12 protein-coding genes are annotated in these 15,871 nt (G+C 62.9%); 4 read left to right on the forward strand and 8 right to left on the reverse strand.

All coding sequences use genetic code 11. From position 1 onward, the window contains the following. Positions 1–4: 4 nt before the first annotated feature. Genes HGO40_RS06060 through HGO40_RS06080 form a run of 5 tightly spaced genes read right to left on the reverse strand, consistent with a single transcriptional unit; the run spans position 5 to position 4,883 of the window. On the reverse strand, positions 5–2,092 hold the full coding sequence (locus tag HGO40_RS06060; RefSeq protein ID WP_250962297.1) for a type IV pilus secretin PilQ: 2,088 nt from the start codon (positions 2,090–2,092) through the stop codon (positions 5–7). Positions 2,093–2,105: 13 nt separating this feature from the next. Then, entirely contained in the window at positions 2,106–2,627 is a 522-nt protein-coding gene (locus HGO40_RS06065; RefSeq protein WP_250962318.1) for a pilus assembly protein PilP, read from the reverse strand. 5 nt (positions 2,628–2,632) lie between these two features. Continuing rightward, positions 2,633–3,256: a type 4a pilus biogenesis protein PilO gene (gene pilO / locus HGO40_RS06070; RefSeq protein WP_053117658.1), complete on the reverse strand. Its 624-nt coding sequence runs from the start codon at positions 3,254–3,256 to the stop codon at positions 2,633–2,635. After that, a complete protein-coding gene (locus HGO40_RS06075; RefSeq protein ID WP_186706084.1) occupies positions 3,253–3,819 on the reverse strand; it encodes a PilN domain-containing protein in 567 nt (188 codons plus the stop codon). Before HGO40_RS06075 ends, pilO begins: the two co-directional genes overlap by 4 nt. After that, positions 3,819–4,883, reverse strand: a complete 1,065-nt coding sequence (locus HGO40_RS06080) for a pilus assembly protein PilM (protein WP_250962298.1) — start codon at positions 4,881–4,883, stop codon at positions 3,819–3,821. The genes HGO40_RS06075 and HGO40_RS06080 overlap by 1 nt, the downstream gene beginning before the upstream one ends. 207 nt (positions 4,884–5,090) lie before the next feature. Between HGO40_RS06080 and HGO40_RS06085 the strand changes: the two genes are divergently transcribed. Beyond that, positions 5,091–7,535, forward strand: coding sequence for a penicillin-binding protein 1A (locus HGO40_RS06085; protein ID WP_411387453.1), 2,445 nt, complete (start codon positions 5,091–5,093; stop codon positions 7,533–7,535). Positions 7,536–8,111: 576 nt separating this feature from the next. On the opposite strand, the gene HGO40_RS06090 is transcribed toward HGO40_RS06085, so the two are convergent. The 3 genes from HGO40_RS06090 to rpmE all read right to left on the reverse strand — a co-directional run bounded on the left by HGO40_RS06090 (position 8,112) and on the right by rpmE (position 10,613). Next, complete coding sequence (locus HGO40_RS06090) at positions 8,112–9,380, reverse strand: malic enzyme-like NAD(P)-binding protein (protein ID WP_250962300.1); 1,269 nt, start codon at positions 9,378–9,380, stop codon at positions 8,112–8,114. A 184-nt stretch (positions 9,381–9,564) separates the two neighbouring features. Beyond that, positions 9,565–10,377: a thermonuclease family protein gene (locus tag HGO40_RS06095; protein ID WP_250962301.1), complete on the reverse strand. Its 813-nt coding sequence runs from the start codon at positions 10,375–10,377 to the stop codon at positions 9,565–9,567. Between the two features lie 11 nt (positions 10,378–10,388). Next, entirely contained in the window at positions 10,389–10,613 is a 225-nt protein-coding gene (rpmE, locus tag HGO40_RS06100) for a 50S ribosomal protein L31 (RefSeq protein ID WP_245143549.1), read from the reverse strand. A 297-nt stretch (positions 10,614–10,910) separates the two neighbouring features. On the opposite strand from rpmE, the gene HGO40_RS06105 reads away from it, so the two are divergent. The 3 genes from HGO40_RS06105 to HGO40_RS06115 all read left to right on the forward strand — a co-directional run bounded on the left by HGO40_RS06105 (position 10,911) and on the right by HGO40_RS06115 (position 15,835). Continuing rightward, positions 10,911–13,130, forward strand: a complete 2,220-nt coding sequence (locus HGO40_RS06105) for a primosomal protein N' (RefSeq protein WP_250962302.1) — start codon at positions 10,911–10,913, stop codon at positions 13,128–13,130. 262 nt (positions 13,131–13,392) lie between these two features. Next, positions 13,393–15,129 carry an arginine--tRNA ligase gene (argS, locus tag HGO40_RS06110; protein WP_250962303.1) on the forward strand — a complete coding sequence of 579 codons (1,737 nt, stop codon included), beginning with the start codon at positions 13,393–13,395 and terminating at the stop codon, positions 15,127–15,129. A 1-nt stretch (position 15,130) separates the two neighbouring features. After that, on the forward strand, positions 15,131–15,835 hold the full coding sequence (locus HGO40_RS06115) for an SPOR domain-containing protein (protein WP_250962304.1): 705 nt from the start codon (positions 15,131–15,133) through the stop codon (positions 15,833–15,835). Positions 15,836–15,871: the final 36 nt, after the last annotated feature.

A 15,871-nucleotide genomic window follows, 5' to 3' on the forward strand; every position in this document is an offset into this window, starting at 1 on the left:
AGAATCAACGACTCACAGCAATCGCCTGGTTATTCATGATACGCGGAGTGAGGAACACCAGCAGCTCGGATTTTTTCTCCGAAACCACATCACGCCGGAAAAGGCGGCCAAGATACGGCACATCGCCAAGAAATGGCACCTTATCTACGACCTTGCTCTGAGTATTTGAGAAAACCCCGCCAATCACAATGGTCTCGCCATCATTGACCAAGACCTTGGCATTGACTTCGTTTTTCTTGATCGGCGGCACATCCTGCACCTTGTTCAGGTAGTCCGGCTCATCCTTGGTGACCTTGACCTCCATGATGATGCGGTTGTCCGGGGTGATTTGCGGGGTCACCTCCAGGGACAGCGAGGCCTCCTTGAACGACACCGAGGTGGCGCCGCTGGAGCTGGCTTCCTGATAAGGAATCTCCGTGCCCTTGAGGATCTTGGCCGTCTCCTTGTCGGATGTCACCACCTTGGGCTGGGAGACGATTTCCCCGTTACCGGTTTTCTCCATGGCCGTCAGTTCAAGGTCCAGCAATACGTTGTCGGTGATGAACGCAATGCCGATCCCCGAGGTATTGCCCGAGGCACCCAGGTCCACGAACGGCTGATTGGTGCCGGTACTGCCCGGCGTGCCGATGGTGGTGGAGGTGCCGGTGGTCACCCCCGAGGAGTTCCAGTTGCCCTTGTTCTGGATCGAACCGCCCCAGCGCACGCCCAGGCTTTTGTCGTAGTCGACGTTGGCCTCGACAATTCGCGCCTCGATCATCACCTGGCGTACCGGAATATCCAACTGCGCCACGATCCGGCGCAGTTCGTCGAGCCGGTCCTGGGTCTGGTAGGCAATGATGTTGTTGGTTCGCTCATCCACCGTGATCGTGCCGCGCTCGTCGGCTTTCGCCTCGGCGCTGGTCACCGATTGGAACAGCTTGGCGATGTCCGCAGCCTTCGCATAGTTGACCTGCAGCAGCTCACGCCGCAGTGGCGCCAGGTCGGCAATCTGCTTTTGCGACTCCAGCTCCTGGCGTTCCCGCGCTGCGATTTCATCGGCCGGGGCCACCAGCAGCACGTTGCCGACCTTGCGCTTGTCCAACCCCTTGGTCTTGAGCACCAAGTCCAGCGCCTGGTCCCAAGGCACATTCTGCAAGCGCAGGGTGATACCGCCCTGCACCGTGTCGCTGGCCACCAGGTTCAGGTTGGTAAAGTCGGCAATCAATTGCAGGACCGAACGCACCTCGATGTCCTGGAAGTTGAGCGAGAGTTTTTCGCCGCTGTAGGCAGCGCGGTCGGCGTTGCGTTTTTGCAGGTCGTCGACGGTCATGGGCCGGACGCTGACGGTGAGCTTGTTGTCGGTCTGGTAGGTCGAGTAGTCGAAGGTACCGCTGGGTTCGATGCTGATGGTCGCCCGGTCGCTGCCGGCGCTGGCATTGACGAACTGCACCGGGGTGGCGAAGTCCTTGACGTCCAGGCGCACCCGCAGTGGCTCGGGCAATTGGGTCCTGGCGAAATTGAGGATGATCTTGCCGTCGCGCTCCTGGATGTCCGGGGCGATGGACGGATCGGACAAATCGATCACCACGTTGCCTTCGCCCTGGGTCCCGCGCTGAAAATCCACCCCACGGATCGCCTTGCCCACCGGCGCACTGCTCCTGGCAGGCGCCGCGCTGGCCACCGCCGGGCGTGGAGCCTGGGCGGTGCCGTTGCGGGCAGTGCTCTTCGGGGCGGCGCCCTTGCCGACCACCACGAACAGGTTATTGCCTTCGATCCGGGTGTCATACGGCGCCAGTTGAGTCAGGCCGATGATCAACCGGGTGCGATCCCCCGCCTCGACCACGGTGGCGCTACGCGCGTTGCCCCCTCCCAGGTCGCGGCTTCTACTGGCCAGTTGATTGGTCACACCCGGCAGGTCCAGCGCAATCCGGGCCGGTTGTTCGGTGGTGTAGCCCCGCGGTGTCGGCGGCGGTCCGTCGAAGGTTAGTTTCAACTCGACACGGTCCCCCGGCAACGCCGCCACATCCAGCGTTTTCAGGCCGGCCCCAAGCACCATCGGCGACAACAGCGCTGTCCATAGCGAAATACCGAGGGCTGAAAAAAACCTGTTCATTGTTCGACTTCCACTATGAATGCTCTTTCAAAGGAATGGTCCGGGGTCGCTCCAGCCAGGCACCCTCGCCATCGGGAACGATTTCGACCACATCGACCTGGGTGGCGCTGATGGCGACGATTCGTCCGTCGTTGCGTCCCAGATAGTCACCGACCTTGAGCCGGTGCACCCCGCCCGCGCCCCGCAGGAGCGCGAAGGAGCCAGCGGCGTTGGAGATCGTACCGACCATTTCGAACTGCTCGATGTTGAAGCCTTCCAGGTACTGCTTGACCCGGTTGGGGTCTGGCCGGACGTTGCGCGAGCCGCGCTGCCGGTCAGCCTGGTCCACACGGACCTGCCGGGAAAACGGGCTGCGCAGGTTGGCAGCGCTGTAGGTAAAGGTCTCCTGGGGCCTGCACGTCGGCGTCGGCTCGATCTTGCCGGGCGGGCGCAGGCGCACTTCGTTCATGTAGGCGTCCAGGTCGCTGAACCCGCTGTCATTGTTGCAGCCCGCCAACACGACCAGGCCCGCCAGCAGACAGAGACGGCACACCATCAGCCTCATGGCTGCGCCTCCTGCTCGTTGTAGCGGTAGGTCTTGGCCTGGATGCTCATGCGCAGTTTCGTGCCTGCCTCGGGCTCCATCGGGGCGATCTCGAAATCATGCAGCGTGACGATCCGGGGCAGCCCCGCCACCCCACTGACGAACGTCGCCAGGTCGTGGTAGCCGCCGGTCACGGTGATCTGGATCGGCAGCTCGATATAGAAAGGCTGGGTGACTTCCGGCAGCAGCTTGATTTCCTCGAACTCCAGGCCGCTGCCCAACCCGGTGCGGGTAATGTCTTCCAGCAGGCCCGGCACCTCGGTATCGCTGGGCAATTGCCGCAACAGCACACCAAAAGACGTTTCCATCTGTTTCATCTGCTCGGTGTAGCGTTCCAGGTTCGCGGCCATGTGGGCCTTGCCCGCGAATTGCGCCTTGAGCGTGTTCTCTTCCTCGCGCACCTGCTGCAATTGGTTTTCCAGGTCACTCAAGGCAAAGTTATAGCCCAGCCCCAGCACCAGGGCCACCAGCAGGATGCCGGCCAACCACTTGATCGGTGCCGGCCAGGAGCCAATGTTGTTGGTGTCCAGGTCACTGATGTCGATCTTGCGCAGCGCGTCGAACCACTCCCCCGGCTTCATTCGGCGTCCTCCACTTCGACCGGGCGGGTCTGGCGAACCGTCAGTTGGAAAACGTTGGCCTGGTCGAGCTGGCCAGCGGTGGTCGCCTTGACCTCCGTCAAACTGGGCGCATCGAACAGGTCCGATGAGTCCAGGTTGCGCATCAGGTCCGAGACCCGGTTGTTCGATTCCGCAGCGCCCTTGATGAAGAGCGTCCGGTCTTCCATTTTCACTTCGGTGAAGTACACGCCATCCGGCAAGGTCCGCACCAACTGGTCGAAGATGCGCCCGCTGACCGGTCGATTTCCTTGCAAGTCCTGGATAATGCGCATGCGCTCCAGCAATTGCTGGCGACGGGCTTTCAATTCGCTGATCTGCTTGATGCGCTCATCGAGCACGGCGATCTGGCCGGAGAGATGGCTGTTGCGAGCGACCTGATGGTCGATGGCGTTGTCGATGTAGCGGACGGCGACCAGAATCACCCCGACCGCTCCGACGAGCGCACCCACCAAGGCCAGCAGAAAGCGTTTGCGCCGCTCTTCGCGCAGCTCTTCGCGCCAGGGAAGCAGGTTGATCCGCGCCATCAGTCGAAACTCCTGAGGGCCAGCCCGCAAGCGATCATCAGCGCCGGCGCATCACTGGCCAGGGCACCGGCATTGACCTTGCTGCTCAGGGCCATGTTGGTGAACGGGTTGGCCACCTGCGTCGGCGTGCCCAGGCGTTGCTCGATCAGCCGGTCCAGGCCAGCGACGGAAGCCGTGCCCCCGGCCAACAGAATGTGATCCACCGCGCTGTACTGGCCCGAGGCGAAGAAAAATTGCAGGGAGCGCGAAACCTGCTGCACCAGGGCCTCGCGAAAAGGTTGCAACACTTCGCCGAGATAATCGTCCGGCAGCCCACCCTGCTTCTTTGCCAGGCCCGCCTGCTCGGGCGTCAGGCCGTAGCGACGCTGAATTTCCTCGGTCAACTGGCGGCCGCCGAACAGTTGTTCGCGGGTATAGATGATACGCCCGTTGTGCAGCACGCTGAGGGTGGTCATGGTGGCGCCGATGTCGATGACCGCCACTGTCAGCCGCTCCTGGGACGCGGCCAGTTGCGTGGCGAGCAGGCCAAACGCCCGTTCCAGCGCATATGCCTCCACATCCACCACCCGGGCCGTCAGCCCGGCGAGCGCCAACGCCGCCTCGCGGACCTCGACGGTTTCCTTGCGACAGGCCGCCAGCAGTACTTCGACGCGTTCGGCGCTGCGGGGCGAAACGCCCATCACTTCGAAATCGATGGCCACCTCATCCAGCGGATAAGGGATGTATTGATCGGCCTCGATCTTGAGCTGGTTCTCCATCTCGTCGTCGGACAGGCCGGCGTCCATCTCGATGGTCTTGGTGATCACCGCCGAGCCCGCCACGGCCACCGCCACGCTGCGCAGGGGTGTCCTGGCCTTGGCCAGCAGCCGCGACAACGCCTGCCCCACCCCTTCGAGTTCGGCGATGTTCTTCTCGATCACGGCGTTGGCCGGCAACGGTTCGACCGCGTAGGACTCGACGCGGTATCGCTCGCCCTGGCGACTCAACTCGAGCAGCTTCACCGACGTCGAACTGATGTCGATCCCCAGAAGCGCATGGGCTTTTTTATTGAAGAGTCGTAGCACTACCAATTCCCTATGACTATCCGTGAGTTACGGACTCTCTAATATGCATTGCGTTCAATCACGGCCGTCCGACGGACGTGCGTATGGCATGCCTGACGAAAAAAAATGCTTATAATGCCCAGCGTTTTTTTCGCTTTGTTGCAAGCACGGGTCCATCCCTGCACCTGGCGCCTTTTTCATTCTTTGCCTGGATATCCAAAAGCCTTGATTCGTCTGCTGAAATTTTTCGGATGGTCCATCGTCGCCGTTTTCTGCGGACTGCTCTTGGGCCTGAGCGGTGCTTTTCTTTACCTTAGTCCGGGTTTGCCGTCCGTGGAGGCGCTGAGAAGTATTCAGTTGCAGATTCCTTTGCGGGTATACAGCAGCGACGACAAGTTGATCGCCGAATTTGGCGAAATGCGCCGCACACCGATCCGTTTCGCCGACATTCCCCCCAATTTCATCAATGCGTTACTAAGTGCTGAAGACGATAACTTCGCCAACCACTATGGCGTCGATCCTGGCAGCCTGATGCGCGCGGCCAGCCAGTTGGTCAAGAGCGGGCACATCCAGTCCGGCGGCAGCACCATCACCATGCAAGTGGCCAAGAACTTCTTCCTGACCAGCGAGCGCAGCTTTTCGCGCAAGACCACCGAGATCCTCCTGGCCCTGCAGATCGAACGGCAACTGACCAAGGATGAAATCCTCGAGCTGTACGTGAACAAGATTTACCTGGGCAACCGCGCCTACGGCATCGAGGCGGCGGCGCAGGTGTATTACGGCAAGTCGATCCGCGATGTGAGCCTGGCGCAGATGGCGATGATCGCCGGCCTGCCCAAGGCCCCGTCGCGCTTCAACCCGCTGGCCAACCCGACGCGCAGCAAGGAGCGACGCGACTGGATCCTGGGGCGTATGTACAAGCTCGGCAAAATAACCGAGGCCGACTACACCGCCGCGATCAACGAGCCGCTGAACGCCAGCTATCACGTGCCGACGCCGGAAGTGAATGCCCCGTACATTGCCGAGATGGCCCGCGCTGAGATGGTCGGGCGTTATGGCAGCGACGCCTACACTGAAGGTTTTCGCGTGACCACCACGGTGCCGAGCAACTTGCAGGAAATGGCCAACACCGCGCTGCACGAGGGCCTGATGACCTACGACCAGCGCCACGGCTACCGTGGCCCTGAATCGCGCCTGCCGGGCAAGACCAAGGAAGCCTGGGCCCTGGAACTGACCAAGCAACGCACCATCAGCAGCCTGGAGCCGGCGATCGTCACCTCGGTGGACAAGGACGGCATCAAGGTGCTGACCCGCAATGGCGAGCAGGAAGAACACGTAGCCTGGGACACCATGAAATGGGCCCGCCCATTCCTCAACACCAACAGCATGGGCGCCAACCCACGGCAACCGTCGGATGTGGCCCAGGTCGGCGACCTGATCCGCGTCCAGCGCCAGGCGGACAATACGCTCAAGTTCAGCCAGATTCCGGCCGCCCAGGGCGCGCTGGTGTCCCTCGACCCACAGAACGGCGCGATCCGCTCGCTGGTGGGTGGCTTCGCCTTCGAGCAAAGCAATTACAACCGCGCCTTGCAGGCCAAGCGCCAGCCAGGCTCGAGCTTCAAGCCGTTTGTCTACAGCGCCGCCCTGGATAACGGCTACACCGCCGCCAGCCTGGTGAACGATGCGCCGATCGTGTTCGTCGATGAGTACCTGGACAAGGTTTGGCGACCGAAGAACGACACCAATACCTTCCTCGGCCCGATTCGCCTGCGCGAGGCGCTGTACAAATCCCGCAACCTGGTCTCGATCCGCTTGCTGCAAGCGCTGGGCGTGGACCGCACCATCGACTACATCAGCAAGTTCGGCTTCAACAAGCAGGACCTGCCGCGCAACCTGTCCCTGGCCTTGGGCACCGCGACCTTGACGCCGATGGAAATCGCCATGGGCTGGAGCACGTTCGCCAACGGCGGCTACAAGATCACCCCGTACATCATCGACAAGATCGAAAGTCGCAATGGCGAGACACTGTTTGTTGCCAACCCGCCACGGGTTCCCACGGGCGAGCAGGCCAGCGATGGCGTCGCCGCACCGTCCACCGAGACGTTCACGGTCAATGCGACACCAGGTGAAGCCGCGACGGCCCCAGGCCTGCCGCAAGCGCCCGCCATCGCGGAGCGCATTGTCGATGGCCGCACCACCTACATTCTCAACAGCATGCTGCAGGACGTGATCAAGCTCGGCACCGGCCGTCGCGCCCTGGCCCTGGGCCGCACTGACCTGGCGGGCAAGACCGGCACCACCAATGAATCCAAGGACGCCTGGTTCTCCGGCTACAACGCCGACTACGTGACCACCGTCTGGACCGGTTTCGACCAGCCTGAAAGCCTGGGTCGCCGCGAGTTCGGCGGCACGGTGGCGCTGCCGATCTGGATGAACTACATGGGCGCCGCCCTCAAGGACAAACCGCCGCACACCCAGCCGGAGCCGGAAGGTATCCTCAGCCTGCGGGTCGACCCGGTCAGCGGCCGCGCGGCCACGCCAGGTACCCCGGGTGCGTACTTCGAACTGTTCAAGAGCGAAGACACGCCGCCGTCGGCCAACGAGCTGGGCAACGGCGTCGCACCGGGTAGCCCGCTGCCGGCGGACGAAGCGGCGCCGATCGATCTGTTCTGACCCATCCACATCCCTGTGGGAGCCAAGCTTGCTCGCGATGGCGCCAGCCCAGGCAACCCAAAACCCGTGGCGAGGGAGCTTGCTCCCGCTGGCCTGCGCAGCAGGCCCCTGCACGCCTATAGACCGACCGCATTGCCCGGTTTGCGACTGCTGCGCAGCCGAGCGGGAGCAAGCTCCCTCGCCACAGGGCTGGATTGAGGCTCGAGCGTTGGGCTGAGAGGCCTGGGGTGAATTGAAGATCGTCATCGCGAGCAAGCTCGCTCCCACAGGGGGATTTGTGGCGGTCACACAATCAACGTCCACCACCGAACCAATGTGGGAGCGAGCTTGCTCGCGATGGCGTCAGCCCAGGCAGCCCAAAACCCGTGGCGAGGGAGCTTGCTCCCGCTGGCCTGCGCAGCAGGCCCCTGCACGCCTATAGACCGACCGCATTGCCCGGTTTGCGACTGCTGCGCAGCCGAGCGGGAGCAAGCTCGGCTCCCACAGGGATCTGCGACGGTCGTACAAAATCGGCAGGCATTAAAAAGCCCCGACTCACAGAGCCGGGGCTTTTTCGTTGAAGCGCGCTACAACGGCTTAGCCGTTGAACACGTCATCCACGCTCTTGAGCGGGTAGTTCTTTGGATACGGCAGTGTCGCCACGCCCGTCTCGATGGCGGCCTTGGCCACGGCATCGGAGATCAGGGTGATCAGGCGGGCGTCCATTGGTTTCGGGATGATGTACTCACGACCGAATTCCAGCTTGATGCCGCCGTAGGCGTCGCACACTTCCTGAGGCACCGGCAGCTTGGCCAGTTCGCGCAGGGCGTTGGCGGCCGCGACTTTCATTTCTTCGTTGATGCGCTTGGCGCGAACGTCCAGGGCACCACGGAAGATGAACGGGAAGCCCAGTACGTTGTTGACCTGGTTCGGGTAGTCCGAACGGCCAGTGGCCATGATCACGTCGTTGCGGGTCGCGTGAGCCAGTTCCGGGGAGATTTCCGGGTCTGGGTTCGAGCAGGCGAACACGCTTGGGTTCGGTGCCATGCGCAGCAGGTTTTCCGCGCTCAGCAGGTTCGGACCCGACAGGCCGACGAATACGTCGGCACCGTCCAGCGCATCCGCCAGGGAGCGCTTGTCGGTCGCGTGGGCGAACACGGCTTTGTACTGGTTCAGGTCGTCACGGCCGGAGTGGATCACGCCGGTACGGTCGACCATGAAGATGTTTTCGATCTTGGCGCCCATGCTCACCAGCAACTTCATGCAGGAGATGGCCGCAGCGCCGGCACCCAGGCAGACGATCTTGGCTTCCGGCAGGGTCTTGCCGGCGATTTCCAGGGCGTTGATCATGCCGGCCGCGGTGACGATGGCGGTGCCGTGCTGGTCATCGTGGAAGACCGGGATGTCGCACTGTTCGATCAGGGCGCGCTCGATCTCGAAGCACTCAGGTGCCTTGATGTCTTCCAGGTTGATGCCACCGAAGGTGATGGAGATGCGCTTGACGGTGTCGATGAAGGCTTGCGGGCTCTCGGAATCGACTTCGATGTCGAAAACGTCGATACCGGCGAAGCGCTTGAACAGCACGCCCTTGCCTTCCATGACTGGCTTGGAAGCCAATGGGCCGAGGTTACCCAGGCCGAGGATCGCGGTGCCATCGGAAATGACTGCAACCAGGTTGCCTTTACCGGTGTATTTGTAGGCCAGTTCAGGGTCGCGAGCGATTTCGCGGACTGGTTCGGCTACGCCGGGGCTGTAGGCCAGCGACAAGTCGCGAGCAGTAGCGGTGGCCTTGGTGAGCTCGACACTCAGCTTTCCTGGACGAGGATGAGCGTGATATTCGAGAGCGGCAGTTTTCAGATCAGACATGTGGGCATTCCGCTTTTTACTGTGTTGGACAGACGGACCGCCGAGGATACGCGCCTCGCAAAGTCCCTACAAGACTGACCAGTCACTGCTGTCAAGCGCCCTGCCCTACGACTTTGGGCCAAGAGCCGCGAAACACAAGGGCTACATGCATACAATATAGCGACAAAATGTCTACAATTTTTTACTACAGAACCGCTTCCAGCATGGCCGGATCAGTCAACGGCAACATCCATCGCGCTTGACCGGCTTTATTCCCGCCACGCCGGGCGCGGTCGATAACCCAGCCACGCGCCTCGATTGTCCGCCCTTTGAGCCGCTCCAGGGCCGAGGCATCAAAACGTCTTTGCAAATTGGGGCCAATGTGCAGGACAACCGCCCCATGCAATTCAATCCAGATACCACCGCGATTGCGTTGCACGCTTTCTACCCGCCCACGGGTCAGTACGAAGCCGGGGGCATTGATCTGCTCCGCTCGCACCACCGGGGATTTTTTCCAAATACCTGATCCGGCTTGGCGCGCATGACGTTCGGCCATTTGCTGACAACCGACCAGGTCGACGTTCGGCGCGACTGCCACCAGAAACCCCAACCCTTCGGCAATCAGGCGCTCTTCGAGATTCTCGCCCTGGGCGTTGTAGACATGGGCCAGGGTGCGACCGTAATCCTCCCGGTCGTCCTCGCCAGGCAATACGCCCACCCGGCCACCGCTGGCAGCCACCAGGGCCTCGAGTCGCTGGCGCGCCGCCACGGCAAACGGCTCGTCGGCGCGGCCGCGCTTGCCCAGCTCAGGGCTGTTGAGGCCGATCATCCGAATGCGGCGGCCATCCTCCAGGTACAAGGTGTCGCCATCCACCACGCGCTGCACCGCCACTTGGGACAGGTTGCCCGGCGCAGGACAGGCGCCCTGGGCACCGCAGAGCCAAATCGCAGACACAAAAAAGGCGCCCACGAGGGACGCCTTCTTTATCAGTCTGGAGCAGTCGAGACGACCATTCAAAATGATCAGCCTCAGGCTTTTGGAGCAACTTTGCCGAAAGCACCGAAACGATCGGCGAACTTCTGAACACGGCCGCCGGTATCCAGAGTCTTTTGCTTACCGGTGTAGAACGGGTGGCATTCGTTGCAAACGTCGATCGCCAGGGCTTTGCCGTAGGTCGAACGCGTTTCGAACTTGTTGCCGCAGCTGCAGGTTACGGCAATTTGCGGGTATTCCGGATGGATATCGGTTTTCATGCTGTTTTCCTCAGGCTAGCGTGCCGCCACCCAACACTATTGTTGAATACCGCACGTAATTAGGCCGCGGATTCTACCAGACATCGTCATTCGCGCAAGCTATGCCTTGTACCAACCGTCTGCTAGGCTCCCGGCCTCATGCGCGATCCTTCTTGTGGGACTTGTGGGAGCGGGCTTGCTCGCGAAGGCGGTGTGTCAGGCACATCATTTCTGCCAGATAATCCGCCTTCGCGAGCAAGCCCGCTCCCACATCCAGCGCCAGCCTCACCCAATGTCTGTTTATTGAGATTGCCCCGCGTGCCCGACGCCATCCTGCGCCTCGCCCTGCCTTCGCCCCTGCGCCGCCTGATCGACTACCGCGCCCCGGCCGGGGTCCTGCGCGCCCAGTTGCAGCCGGGCATGCGCCTGCGGGTGCCGTTCGGCCGCCGGGAAATGATCGGCATCCTGGTGGAAGTCACCGACCACAGCGAAGTCCCGGCCGACAAGCTCAAACCGGCCCTGGCGCTGCTCGATGCCACGCCGCCGCTGCCCGCCTCGCTGTTCAAGTTGTGCCTGTGGACGTCCCAGTATTACCAGCACAGCTTCGGCGATACCCTGAGCTGGGCGCTGCCGGTGCTACTGCGCCAGGGCGAGCTGGCCGAGGCGCGCCAGGAGCGGTTCTGGTCGGTGGCCCCGGGGGCCTCGCTGGACGATCCGCGCATCGCTCGAGCCCCGCGCCAGCGCGAAGCCTTGGCGACCCTGGCCCAACACCCCCATGGCGTGGCCCATCAACTGCTAAGCAAACTGATGCTCAGCAAGGACAGCCTGGACCTGTTGCTGGCCAAGGACCTGGTCCAGGTGGAAATCCGCCGGCACGCCCCCGGCGCCCGCCATGAACATTGGCTGGCCCAGCCGGAACTGCCGCTCAATGCCGAGCAGCGGGCCGCTTGCGAGGCGATTCGTGCAGGTTTCGACAGTTATCACGCCTTTCTGTTGGCAGGCGTCACCGGCAGCGGCAAGACCGAAGTCTACCTGCAACTGATCCGCCAGACCCTGGAGGCCGGCAAGCAGGCCCTGGTGCTGATTCCGGAAATCAACCTCGGCCCGCAAACCCTGGCGCGCTTCGAGCAACGCTTCAATGCGCGGATCGCCCTGGTGCACTCGGCAGTCAACGACCGTGAACGCCTGGAAGCCTGGCTCGCTGCCCGCGATGGCGAGGCCGACATCATCATCGGCACCCGTTCGGCCCTGTTTACGCCGATGAAGAACCCTGGCCTGATCATCATCGACGAAGAGCACGATGGCTCTTATAAACAGCAGGAAGGCCTGCGCTATCACGCCCGCGACCTGGCATTGGTGCGCGCCCGCCAGGAAAACATCCCGATCGTGCTCGGCTCGGCCACGCCCTCGCTGGAAAGCCTGCACAACGCCTACACCGGCCGCTACGGCCTGTTGCGCCTGAACGAACGGGCCGGCGGTGCCAAGCAACCGCGTTTCCTGCGCCTGGACGTGAAAAGTCGCCCGCTGGACAGCGGTATTTCCGGACCGATGCAGCAAGCCATCGGCCAAACACTGGCCGCCGGGCAACAGGTCCTGGTGTTCCTCAATCGTCGCGGTTTTGCCCCGACCCTGCTGTGCCACGACTGCGGCTGGATGTCTGGCTGCGAACGCTGCGACGCGCGGATGACCGTGCATCAACGCCATGGCGAGCTGCGTTGCCACCATTGCGGCCACGTCGAGCGCGTGCCAAGGCATTGCCCACAGTGCGGCAAAGTGGACTTGCGCCCGGTCGGCGCCGGCACCGAACGCGCCGAAGAGCGGCTGGGCATCCTGTTTCCGGACTACCCGGTGTTGCGGGTCGACCGTGACAGCACCTCGCGCAAGGACGCGATGAACCAACTGTTCGCGACGATCCAGAAGGGTCAGCCGTGCATATTGGTGGGCACGCAGATGCTCGCCAAGGGGCATCACTTCCCACGGGTCACCCTGGTGTCGATCCTCGACGCCGATGGCGGGCTATTCTCCGGCGACTTCCGCGCCAGCGAGCGCATGGCGCAGTTGATCGTCCAGGTCGCGGGCCGGGCCGGGCGGGCCGAGGAACCGGGCAAAGTGATCATCCAGACGCACCTGGCCGATCACCCGCTGCTGATCCAACTGACCGAGCAGGGCTACTTCGCCTTCGCCGAGCAAGCCTTGAGCGAACGCCGCAGCGCCGGCCTGCCGCCCTTTGCCCACCTGGCGCTGTTGCGGGCCGAAGCCCACAAGCCGGGGCAGGCCGAAGGTTTCCTCGATGAGGCTTGCAGCGAGGCGGAGCGTCTGCTGGCAGAGCAGAGCCTCACCGGCATCGAACTCCTGGGGCCGGTGCCGGCGCCGATGGAGCGGCGAGCCGGGCGCTATCGCGCGCAACTTTTATTGCAGGCCAATGCCCGGGCGCCGCTGCATCGACTGCTGAGCGCCTGGCTACTGGTACTGGAACAGATACCCAGCGGGCGGGCGGTGCGCTGGTCGCTGGATGTGGATCCGGTGGATTTGTATTGAAAGGGTCGCAAAGCCTGGCACCTGTGGGAGCGAGCTTGCTCGATAGCGGCCTGGCATTCAACATCACGCAAGCTGACCCGCCGCCATCGCGAGCAAGCTCGCCCCCACAGAGGATTGCGTACATCCAGGCCAGCAAGAATAGTCACCACACATCCCCAACCAACCCGCTACAGTTGGCAAGCTCGCCCGCGCCACGGATAATGCCCAGTTTTTCCACCAGCGCATCGAAGCGCCGCCGCGCCTGCGGTTGAAAGAGAAGACCATGAAAGACACCATTCGCCAGCTCATCCAGCAAGCCATCACCCAACTCGTCGCTGAAGGTGTGCTGCCAGAAGGCCTGTCGCCGGCGATTCAGGTCGAGAACACCCGCGACAAGACCCACGGCGACTTCGCCAGCAACATCGCGATGATGCTCGCCAAGCCGGCCGGCATGAAACCTCGCGACCTGGCGGAAAAAATCATCGCCGCGCTGCCCGCCGACGAAAACGTCAGCAAGGCCGACATCGCCGGCCCCGGGTTCATCAATTTCTTCCAGAACACCCAGGCCCTGGCTTCGCGCCTGGACGCGGCCCTGGCCGACGAACGCATCGGCGTGCGCAAGGCCGGCCCGTTGCAGCGCACCGTCGTCGACCTCTCGGCCCCCAACCTGGCCAAGGAAATGCACGTCGGCCACCTGCGCTCGACCATCATCGGCGACGGCGTGGCCCGGGTCCTGGAGTGTCTTGGCGACACCGTGATCCGCCAGAACCACGTCGGGGACTGGGGCACCCAGTTCGGCATGCTGATGGCCTATCTTCAGGAAACCCCGATCACCAGCGCCGCGCTGTCGGACCTGGAGAACTTCTACCGCGCCGCCAAGCAACGCTTCGACGAGTCGCCGGAGTTCGCCGACCGCGCCCGTGGCCTGGTGGTCAAGTTGCAGGCCGGCGATGCCGAGTGCCTGGCACTGTGGACCAAGTTCAAGGACATCTCCCTGTCCCATTGCCAGAAAATCTACGAGCTGCTGAACGTCAAATTGACCATGGCCGACGTGATGGGCGAAAGCGCCTACAACGACGACCTGGTCAACGTGGTCAACGACCTCCGGGCCAAAGGCATGCTGGTGGAAAGCAACGGCGCCCAGTGCGTGTTCCTCGACCAGTTCAAGACCGCCGATGGCGAGCCGCTGCCGGTGATCATCGTCAAGGCCGACGGCGGCTACCTCTACGCCACCACCGACCTGGCGGCCGTGCGCTACCGCAACCGCGTGCTCAAGGCCGATCGGGTGCTGTATTTCGTCGACCAGCGCCAGGCCCTGCACTTCCAGCAAGTGTTCGAAGTGGCACGCCTGGCTGGTTTCGTGACCCATCCGATGGAGATGGAGCACATGGGCTTCGGCACCATGAATGGCGCCGACGGTCGTCCGTTCAAGACCCGCGACGGCGGCACGGTGAAGCTGATCGACCTGCTGACCGAAGCCCAGGACCGCGCCTACAGCCTGGTCAAGGGCAAGAACCCGGACCTGGCCGAAGACGAGCTGCGCAACATCGCCAAGGTCGTCGGTATCGACGCGGTGAAGTACGCCGACTTGTCGAAGCACCGCACCAGCGACTACAGCTTCAACTTCGACCTGATGCTCAACTTCGAAGGCAACACCGCGCCGTACCTGCTGTACGCCTATACCCGCGTGGCGGGCGTGTTCCGCAAACTCGGCAAAGGCTTCAATGAAATAGACGGCCAGATTGTGCTCGAAGCGCCGCAGGAGCAGGAGCTGGCGGCGAAACTGGCGCAGTTCGGCGAAGTGCTGAACAACGTCGCCGACAAAGGCACGCCGCACACGCTATGCGCCTACCTGTACGATGTCGCCGGCCTGTTCTCCAGCTTCTACGAGAACTGCCCGATCCTCAACGCGCAAACCCCGGAGCAAATGCAGAGCCGCCTGCGCCTCGCCGCACTGACCGGGCGCACGCTCAAGCAAGGCCTGGAACTGCTCGGCCTGGAAACCCTGGAGCGCATGTAAGTTGGCCGCCAAGAAAAAACCTGCACCCAAGCGCGGCGCCAGTCGTTACCAGCCTCCGGCCAAACAGCCGATTCCGGGCTGGTTGTGGATGGCCATCGGCCTGACCGTCGGCGCGTTCATTGTGTTTTTGATGAAGCTGGAGCCGGGCCAGGGCGCTGACGTCAAGCGCGTCCGCCAAGAGCAGCAGAAAGCCACGCGCATCGCCGAGGCCCACAAGACCCCGCCGAGCCCGACGCAGCCGGGGAAGCCGAAGTACGACTTCTACACCCTGCTGCCGGAATCGGAAGTCATCGTGCCGCCCGATGCCGTGCCGGAGAAAACCCTGCCGACGCCGCAAGTGCCCCAGGTGCCCACCACACCGGTGACCCCGGCCGAAGCGGCGAAAATCGACACCGCCCGCGCCCAGGCGGCCCTGGCCGGCATCACGCCGCCACCAGCCCCGCCGGTGCAGAAAGCTGCGCCGGTGACGAAGTTCTTCCTGCAAGCCGGTTCGTTCCGCAAGGAAGCCGACGCCGACAAGGTCCGGGCGCAGATCATTCTGCTGGGCCAGTCGGTGTCGGTGGAGTCCGGTACGGTGAAGGATGAAACCTGGTACCGGGTACTGGTCGGCCCGTTCAGTAACCGCGAGGAACTGACCAAGGCCCAGAAACAATTGGCGGGCAGTGGTTTCAGCAACCTGTTGTTACAACAACGCCAGAGCCGCTGACTTTCGCTGAGCCCCTGTAGCCGGGGGGGCTTTTGT

This window comes from Pseudomonas sp. CG7 (assembly GCF_023701885.1).
Classification (GTDB): domain Bacteria; phylum Pseudomonadota; class Gammaproteobacteria; order Pseudomonadales; family Pseudomonadaceae; genus Aquipseudomonas; species Aquipseudomonas zanjanensis.